This window comes from Tepidimonas sp. (genome assembly GCF_046292505.1).
GTDB lineage: Bacteria > Pseudomonadota > Gammaproteobacteria > Burkholderiales > Burkholderiaceae_C > Tepidimonas.
On record NZ_JBKBQX010000231.1, the window covers coordinates 1 to 596 of the forward strand.

At 64.9% G+C, this 596-nt stretch carries 1 pseudogene; it reads right to left on the reverse strand.

From position 1 onward, the window contains the following. A pseudogene (locus tag ACK4TH_RS12965) lies at nt 1-211 on the reverse strand (hypothetical protein); the annotation flags it as partial. Between the last annotated feature and the right edge of the window lie 385 nt (nt 212-596).

Genomic DNA, 596 nt, shown 5'->3' on the forward strand with positions numbered 1-596 from the left:
GAAGCCAAACCTCCCACAGCGACGCGCCCGACTTGTGCTGCAGGTGCCAGATGTCGGCATACCGTGGCGCGAGTGCATCGGACGGGCCGGACGGCCCATCATCCAGCGCCATGCGGCCGACCGGCTCTCGGCGCAGGCGCCAGGCCTGCACGTAGGCGTCGCCGAGCAGGCGGCGCTGGCGCTGCTCGATGTGCTCGCGGTAGGCGGCCACGGCTTGGGCGTCCAGCGGCAGAAGCCCAGCCGGAACCGGCGCGGCTGCCGACGCGGTCGGGATCGTAGCGCGCGCGACTACCTGCATCGCGCCGCACCTGCGCGGCAGGCGCGACGCTGAGAAGCAGCACGAAGCTTGGCACGATGCCGCCATGGCCTAATCACGGACTGGCACCAAAGACGGATTTGGCAACATGCATCAAGAAATTTTAGGGAAGGTCTGCGCAACCTAGCGAGGATGGTGGCCATGCATGATTCAAGTCATGAAACTAATAAGCCTACATGTTGGATCCCGGATGATCCCATCATTTCCAGGCGCCGCGAATACCTGCTGGCGCGCAGCATCCTGCAAGAGCGGCGCGCGTCAAGGTAGTTGTCGCCTCGTT